This window comes from Arcicella sp. GW458-12-2-14-TSB2 (assembly GCF_059423785.1).
This window is the reverse complement of the sequence record NZ_JBWKYN010000065.1, coordinates 21,284-28,526: the sequence shown is the minus strand read 5'-3', so window position 1 is coordinate 28,526 and position 7,243 is coordinate 21,284. Positions and strand designations below refer to the sequence as shown.

8 protein-coding genes are annotated in these 7,243 nt (G+C 37.7%); 1 reads left to right on the top strand and 7 read right to left on the bottom strand.

Translation table 11 applies throughout. The annotated features are described in order from the left end of the window. Nucleotides 1-292 precede the first annotated feature (292 nt). From AC07XN_RS11295 to AC07XN_RS11285, 3 genes are all read right to left on the bottom strand, one after another. A complete protein-coding gene (locus tag AC07XN_RS11295; RefSeq protein WP_494743147.1) occupies nucleotides 293-1,138 on the bottom strand; it encodes a leucine-rich repeat domain-containing protein in 846 nt (281 codons plus the stop codon). 518 nt (nucleotides 1,139-1,656) lie between these two features. Continuing rightward, nucleotides 1,657-2,076, bottom strand: a complete 420-nt coding sequence (locus tag AC07XN_RS11290; RefSeq protein WP_494743146.1) for a hypothetical protein — start codon at nucleotides 2,074-2,076, stop codon at nucleotides 1,657-1,659. A 265-nt stretch (nucleotides 2,077-2,341) separates the two neighbouring features. After that, nucleotides 2,342-2,641: a winged helix-turn-helix transcriptional regulator gene (locus tag AC07XN_RS11285; RefSeq protein WP_309921524.1), complete on the bottom strand. Its 300-nt coding sequence runs from the start codon at nucleotides 2,639-2,641 to the stop codon at nucleotides 2,342-2,344. 143 nt (nucleotides 2,642-2,784) lie between these two features. Here AC07XN_RS11285 and AC07XN_RS11280 point away from each other — a divergent pair, with 143 nt between their 5' ends. Continuing rightward, nucleotides 2,785-3,384, top strand: a complete 600-nt coding sequence (locus tag AC07XN_RS11280; protein WP_494743145.1) for a nitroreductase family protein — start codon at nucleotides 2,785-2,787, stop codon at nucleotides 3,382-3,384. A 197-nt stretch (nucleotides 3,385-3,581) separates the two neighbouring features. Here the strand turns inward: AC07XN_RS11280 and pstB are convergent, their stop codons facing one another. The 4 genes from pstB to AC07XN_RS11260 are packed head-to-tail and all read right to left on the bottom strand — an operon-like array spanning nucleotide 3,582 to nucleotide 6,898. Then, nucleotides 3,582-4,328, bottom strand: coding sequence for a phosphate ABC transporter ATP-binding protein PstB (gene pstB, locus AC07XN_RS11275; RefSeq protein ID WP_494743148.1), 747 nt, complete (start codon nucleotides 4,326-4,328; stop codon nucleotides 3,582-3,584). A 10-nt stretch (nucleotides 4,329-4,338) separates the two neighbouring features. Next, entirely contained in the window at nucleotides 4,339-5,184 is an 846-nt protein-coding gene (pstA, locus tag AC07XN_RS11270) for a phosphate ABC transporter permease PstA (RefSeq protein WP_309921518.1), read from the bottom strand. Then, nucleotides 5,181-6,068, bottom strand: coding sequence for a phosphate ABC transporter permease subunit PstC (gene pstC / locus AC07XN_RS11265; protein WP_494743144.1), 888 nt, complete (start codon nucleotides 6,066-6,068; stop codon nucleotides 5,181-5,183). Before pstC ends, pstA begins: the two co-directional genes overlap by 4 nt. Continuing rightward, nucleotides 6,065-6,898: a PstS family phosphate ABC transporter substrate-binding protein gene (locus AC07XN_RS11260; RefSeq protein ID WP_494743143.1), complete on the bottom strand. Its 834-nt coding sequence runs from the start codon at nucleotides 6,896-6,898 to the stop codon at nucleotides 6,065-6,067. The genes pstC and AC07XN_RS11260 overlap by 4 nt, the downstream gene beginning before the upstream one ends. Between the last annotated feature and the right edge of the window lie 345 nt (nucleotides 6,899-7,243).

Here is a 7,243-nt window from a genome sequence, read left to right as displayed (position 1 = left end):
GAACAGCTCCCTAAAACTAACCCAAGTACAATCAATATTAATTTTTTCATTTTATTTGTCGTCCTCTGTTTAATGCTAGTAAGCAGACTTTGGGGGCGAAAGTCCCCCTCGCTTGGGTAGTGTTTTCGCCTTTGTTGGAGATAACCCTCGCTTGGCCAAGTGTTTTTCACTATGTCAGCGTGTCAAGCAATGTTACATTGCAAAAATGCGACTCATTTTATAAGTTTTCAGGTTGCGGACTCTGCATACTTCTATAGCCCCACGCCTGACCTAGTCTACGCCAAGCGTGAGGTTATTTACAAGTAATGAAAGTAGTAGAAGAATCTACCACCCAATCTGAAAAGCCAGTTTCGTTTGGCAGTGTTCTCTTGAGGGTTGCTTTTTGAATATCATCAACACAAATATTCATAGGTAGATTATCAAAGCTATACAAATGTGCAATTTTTGTACTGCTACTTACATCTAAAGTAGTCAGTTTGTTTGTGCTACAAGATATACCCTGAATGGTAGTAATCCCAGAGGTATTCAGGCTTTCTAACTGACAATTACTAGCATTAATCACTTTTAGTTTTTTATTGGTTCTTAAATCAAGCGTTTTAAGAGCATTATAATTACAATCAATCCGTTCAAGTTTTATATTGGTTGAAAGGTCTAGTTTGGTTAGCTGATTATCTACACATAGTAAATCCATTAAATTTACATTCTTGCTTAGGTCTAGCTCAGTGATGGCATTATTGTTACAATCTAGGGTTTCTAATATTAGATTCTTAGTAACATCTAGTCTTTTAAGATTGCTTTTGATACAGTAGAGTTGCATCAACTTAGGATTGTTTCCCACATTCAGTATTTCGATTGGGTTGTTAGAACATTCAAGCAAAAACATATTTGCAAAGGCTTCAATACCCGTTAAATCCTTGATGTTTTTATAGTTTACATATAGTTTTTCTATCCGTAAAGCATCTTCAAGGCTCATCTGCCCATTTAATGTACTATCCCTATCCATTTTGGCATCAATCAATGCCTTTTCAAAATTTCTATCAGGAATCGCTACTGTGGGTTTAATATCGGCCTCTTTTTTACAACCATCAATTAAAAATAGTAATACAGTGCAGGTAAATAATCTAAGGAATAGTTTCATCGTGTTTTTGTATATAGGAAGAAATCAAAGTAGAAAGGTAGTGTATTTTACGAAAAAATAGAATGGTTTAATATTAACGTTTGGTGAAGAAGCAATAAGCAACCACTCTTTTATCCCGAACTATTCCATGTCTTTAGACTTGAAACGATAAACAATAAGCTGGCTGTGAGTTCATCCCTAACGAGGGAATTAATTCCCTCGTTAGGGATGAATGGTCGTAGGTTTTGGGCAAGCATAATTCATATTTAAAATACGACAAACCATTTAAGTATTTATATATGTCACAGAACATAGTGTAAGGCTAAGCCAATTGAGGGCGATAATAATAGAAACTTGCTCTATTTATCAGTAATATTCTTTTTCGCCTTTGTTGGGAATAACTCCATTAAGGGCGGAAAGTTTTGATGAACCTTCGTTTGGTGTAATATATTTTTCCTTTTTGCCATTTAACATTGCAGTACACACTGACGTAGTAAAAACACTACGCCAAGGGAGGGAAATAGAATACGCTTTTTTAGTTACTCAAATTTCAAATTCTTTTTAAATTGTTTTAAATCTACGTTATAATAATAGCTATGTTTGTCAATTAAAATATTACCTCCTTTTTTTAAATCGGCTTGTAAGTAATATGGTTTGCCATCAATTTGAAGGATAAGATTTATTAGCCTACTTGGTGGCATTGATATGTTTTTTTCAGTGATATTAGATTTTCCTTTTAATATTAAACTATCTTTTTTATAGATAATATTGGAATTCCAAACGATTCCCGTTATAGTATCACTGCTTATGATTCTATGATTCATTATTTTTACATCATTGATTGTTAAATCAATAGAGTTACTTCTAAAACCCGAACCAAAAATAATATTAAAGTTAGGACTATATGCTGAACAGCTCCCTAAAACTAACCCAAGTACAATCAATATTAATTTTTTCATTTTATTTGTCGTCCTCTGTTTAATGCTGGTAAGCAGATTTTGGAGTCGAAAGTCCCCCTCGCTTGGGTAGTGTTTTCGCCTTTGTTAGAGATAACTCCAACAAAGGCGGAAAGCCCCCAGTTGAATACTTATAAAATATTTTTCCTTTTTGCCATGTAACATTGTAGTACACCTTGACGTAGTAAAAAACACTACGCCAAGCGAGGGCTGATTTTTAGAAAAAATATTCGACAGACAAACATCTAACTTGACAATAATAGTTAGATTATTCCAAAACATTAATTCGTTTATTACTCTTAGCCGTTTCCATTCCCCAATCGGCTATGGCTTTTAGCACAGGAATAAGTGTCTTTCCAAAAGCAGTCAGTTCATATTCCACTTTCAAAGGCGGTTTGCTTGTGTAAACAGTTCGTTTAACTAAACCGTCTTCTTCCAATTCTTTAAGTTGCAGACTAATAGTCCGTTCCGTAACCATTGAAAGTTCCTTTCTCAATTCATTATAACGTTTTTTTTCGATTAAATGAATGAGAATTACTGCTTTCCATTTTCCGCCTATGTAATTCATTGTCAGGCTTGTGCTGCAAGGAAATTGTTTATCGTCTATACAATACATCAGATACTATCTATTTTGACCGTTATTGTAAAGATAGAATACTATACTTAGTTTTGCAACAATAAAAAGTATAGTATAATTAAAATTTTAGAAGAATGAGTTTTTTAGACCTTGCAAAAAGCAGATATACTACAAAAAGGTATAGTGCAAACGAAAAAATTGCTGATGAAAAAATTCAGCAATTAAAAGAAATTTTACGGTTAAGTCCGTCATCTATCAACAGCCAGCCTTGGAAATTTATTTTCGTATCGGATGAGATAGCAAAACAGGAATTGGCAAGCGTTTCTTTCTTCAACGAACAAAAAATCAATGAAGCAAGCCATTTGGTTGTATTTAGTGTTATTGATAGCGTTGTAAATTTTGAGGAACAAATTCGTCAAAATTTACCAGAAGGGGCTGTAAATTATTATAACAATTTTCTAAAACCGTTGCCCGAAGCGGAAATTAAATCTTGGCTTGAACATCAGGTTTATCTATCACTTGGATTTTTTCTTTCAGCATGTGCAAGTTTGGAAATAGACAGTTCGCCAATGGAAGGAATTAAAAATGAAGAATACGATAAAATACTTCAACTAAGTGGCTACAAAACGTTGTTTGCTGTTGCTATTGGCTACAGAAATCCTGACGACAGCAATCAGCCGTCTCTTAAACCTAAATCTCGTTTGGCATCAGAAGCCATTATTCAATCAATATAGGTAATAGGAAAAAAAACATTTTGATTTTAGCCCTTCTACCCGCTATCGCTTGGCGTAGTGAAAAACACTACGCCTGAGCGAGGGTCTGCAACTGGTCAAACTATTGTATAAGTTCCTAATAGATTGCTTATCTATCCCTAGCGAGGGACTTAAGTCCCTCGCTAGGGATAGTCTTGGACTACGCCAGTACAGCCCCATCACCCAAAATGCCCACCCACATAATTTTTAGTGAGTTCTTGTTGAGGATGTTTGAAGATGTTTTCGGCTGTATCGTATTCAATCAATTCACCTAAGTACATAAAAGCAACATAGTCGGATATACGTTGTGCTTGTTGCATATTGTGGGTAACGATTACAATGGTGTAGTTGTTCTTCAAAGTCATTATCAACTCTTCTATTTTGTTGGTACTGATGGGGTCTAGGGCAGAACACGGTTCGTCCATCAAAATAACCTCGGGGCGTAGCACCACTGTTCGGGCTATACACAACCTTTGCTGTTGTCCACCTGATAATTTTACGGCTGGTTTTTTTAATTCATCCTTAACTTCTTCCCATAAATAGCTTTCTTTAAGGGCTTTTTCAATCATGCTAGGGATTTCGTCCTTCGGGAAATTATGAATATTTAGGGCATACGCAAGGTTATCGTATATACTCTTGGGTAAGGGGTTGGCTTTCTGAAATACCATTCCTATCCGCTTACGGATTTCGGTCACAGAATTTTTGTTATCGTATATATTCAAATCGTCCAGCTTTACTACTCCCTCTATTCGTGCATCAGGCGATAAATCGTGCATGCGGTTGAAAGTACGTAACAAGGTGGATTTCCCACAACCAGAAGGACCGATTAAGGCAGTGACTTTATTATTGGGAAAATCTATATTGACGTTTTTCAATACCTTCTTTTCGCCAAAATATAGGTTTAAATGATGTGCCGATAGTTTTATGTCTTCCATGTTAGGCTTGTGATTTGTGTTTGAAACGGATATAAAAGGCTATAATATTCAGCATAAAAACCAGTAGAATCAGTACTGCGGCTGTGCCATAAGCCAATGGTCTGACAGATTCGATAGATTGATGCTGTGTTGATAACATATATAAATGATATGGCAGCGCCATAAATTCTTTGTTGACTGATGTAGTAATGCCATTGATATAAAATGCTACTCCCGTAAATAAAATGGGGGCGGTTTCACCTGCTGCCCTCGACATCGTAAGGATAACCCCTGTAAGTATGCCCGGTAGTGCCTGTGGCAAAACTACATCTTTGATGGTTTCGAACTGGGTTACACCCAATGCCAAGGTGGCTTCTCGCATACTATTGGGTATTCGTTTGAGGGCTTCTTCGGTAGTAGTAATGATATAGGGCAACGAAAGCAAGCCCAACGTTAGTCCTGCCGATAACACGGAAGTACCCAACCGTAGGGTTTGTACAAACAAAGCCAGACCAAACAACCCGTAAATAATAGAGGGAATACCTGCCAGATTTCTGATAGACGCCCTGATAATATTGGTAAGCATAGAGGGCTGTGCGTATTCGTTGAGGTATAAAGCACAGGCTACCCCAAACGGCACCGAAAATAGCGTTGTAATAAAAGTAAGTAAAACAGTGCCAACAATGGCAGGCAGGATGCCCCCCTTTGTCATACCTTCGGTAGGTAATTGGCTGATAAATTGCCATGAGATTGATGAAAAACCCTTTGAGAAAATATCCCAAAGAATTATGCCCAGAATCAGGCAGACTACCAATGTACTGCCCAACAGTAGCAACCAGTTCAAAACGTTTTTTATGTTGTTAATCATGCGTCGAATTTTCTTAGTCTGTTAGCAAAATATTCTCCTATTAAATTGATGGTAAGGGTTATTAAAAATAATACTACTGCAATGGCAAACAGGGCGAAGTAATGCGTAGTTTGATAGGGAACTTCGCCCATTTCAATGGCTATGGTAGCTGTGATTGTTCTGACAGAATCCAAGAAACCTTTTGGCAAAACAGAGGCGTTGCCCGTAGCCATCAGTACGGTCATGGTTTCGCCTAAGGCTCTGCCCAAGCCCAACATCACGGCGGCTATCAACCCCGGAATAGCCGCAGGGAGGGTAACCAGAAACAGGGTTTCCCATTTGTTTGCTCCCAATGCCAAAGAGGCCTCGCGGTGGCTTTTGGGTACGGCACTGATGGCGTCCTCGCTGATGGTGATGATGGTCGGCAAAGCCATTACCGATAATAATATTGACCCATTTAGGGCATTCAGCCCATTTTGGATACCAAATATTTTGGCAATGCTTGGCCCTATCAATACTATCCCCAGAAAACCAATAGCCACTGATGGAATAGCCGCCAACATTTCGATGATGGGTTTCAGCACTAATTTTAAGGTAGGGTGTGCCATTTCGGATAAAAAGGCGGCCGTAAATATGCCCAAGGGCACGGCTATTATCATCGACCCTAAGGCTACCAAACCAGTACTTACCAATAATGGAGCAATGCCATAATGTCCATTGGTATTTTCGGGATTCCATTGCGAGCCTGTGAAAAAATCAAGGGGTTTTACTTCTAAGAAGAAGGCTATACTATTGTACACCAGTAACATAAAGATGCCCCCTAGCAAAGCAATCGTGATAAAACCTGTCGCTTTAAATAGCTGTCGGGCTAGGCTATCGATAAATTCTCTTTTTTGTAAGGTCATGGCTTAATATTTACAGGATAGTATCCCGACGTTTGAATGATTTTTTTGCCAATCTTGCTTTTTTCAAAATCCAGAAAAGGCTTTATTTTAAGGTATGAATCCGATTTGTAATATTGGTACAATGGGCGTTGGAAGTAATACTTACCAGCCCTAATCATGGCGGCATCTAGTGGCGAGACCGCCTTTTGGTTTTCCTTGTCATAAATCGTTAGCACTTTTATGCCTTTGTTGCCGTGTATAACATAGCCAGCACCTACATAGCCAATACCCGAATGGTCTGCTTTGATGGCCTCCAGAATTTGGGCATTTCCGTTCATTTGTTTGGCGTACGACGAAAACTCAATCTTTAATCTTTTCTTGACAAAATCGTGTGTGCCAGAGTTACTTTGTCGGCCATAGATATTAATGGGCAATATTTTACCGATTATTGGCGACCAGTCTTTAAACTTACCCCCAAAAACGTTTGCAAGGTTTTGGGTATTGATGGAATCGATGGGGAAGTCGGACGCTACTACAAAAGCGATGGCATCTTGTGCAAAAATAAAGGAGTCGATAGGTATTCCCCTTTGTTTAAAAAGGTCAATTTCCACTTTGTTGATACTCCTAGACGAATTAGCAATATCAGCTGTATTGTTCAATAGCGAGGTAATCCCCAAACCAGAGCCACCCCCCGATATTGAAACAAAGACCTCTGAATTGGTTTGATGAAATGATTCAGCCAATTGCACAGCAAGGTTAACCTCAGTATCAGAACCTTTTATTTTAATGGTATCGTCGTTGTGGGAACAAGAAAATAGAAGAAATAGCAGGAGAAAAATGGAGTACCTCATACTTTTTAGCTTGGTTTGTACTAAAAAGAAGTAAGTAACAAAATTAAAACGTTGAATATAAATAAGTTATGATTATTATATTATTAAAAATAGTAGGATGGAGGAGTAGGTTATCTAGTTTCAATATCTCGCTTGGCGTTTGTTTCAAACATTAGCGTATGAAGGTATTTTTAGTAAGCGACGTCTTGTGGTAAACTAAGTACACAACTTGGAAAAATATACAATGCTTTGCACTTTTGTAAAGTAACATTGCGGTTCGTTCTGATGTAGTGAAAAACATTACGTCAAGCGAGGGAAATCCGTTTACTAACAAATACGAGCGTGACGTTCTTCTTAATTTTGGGT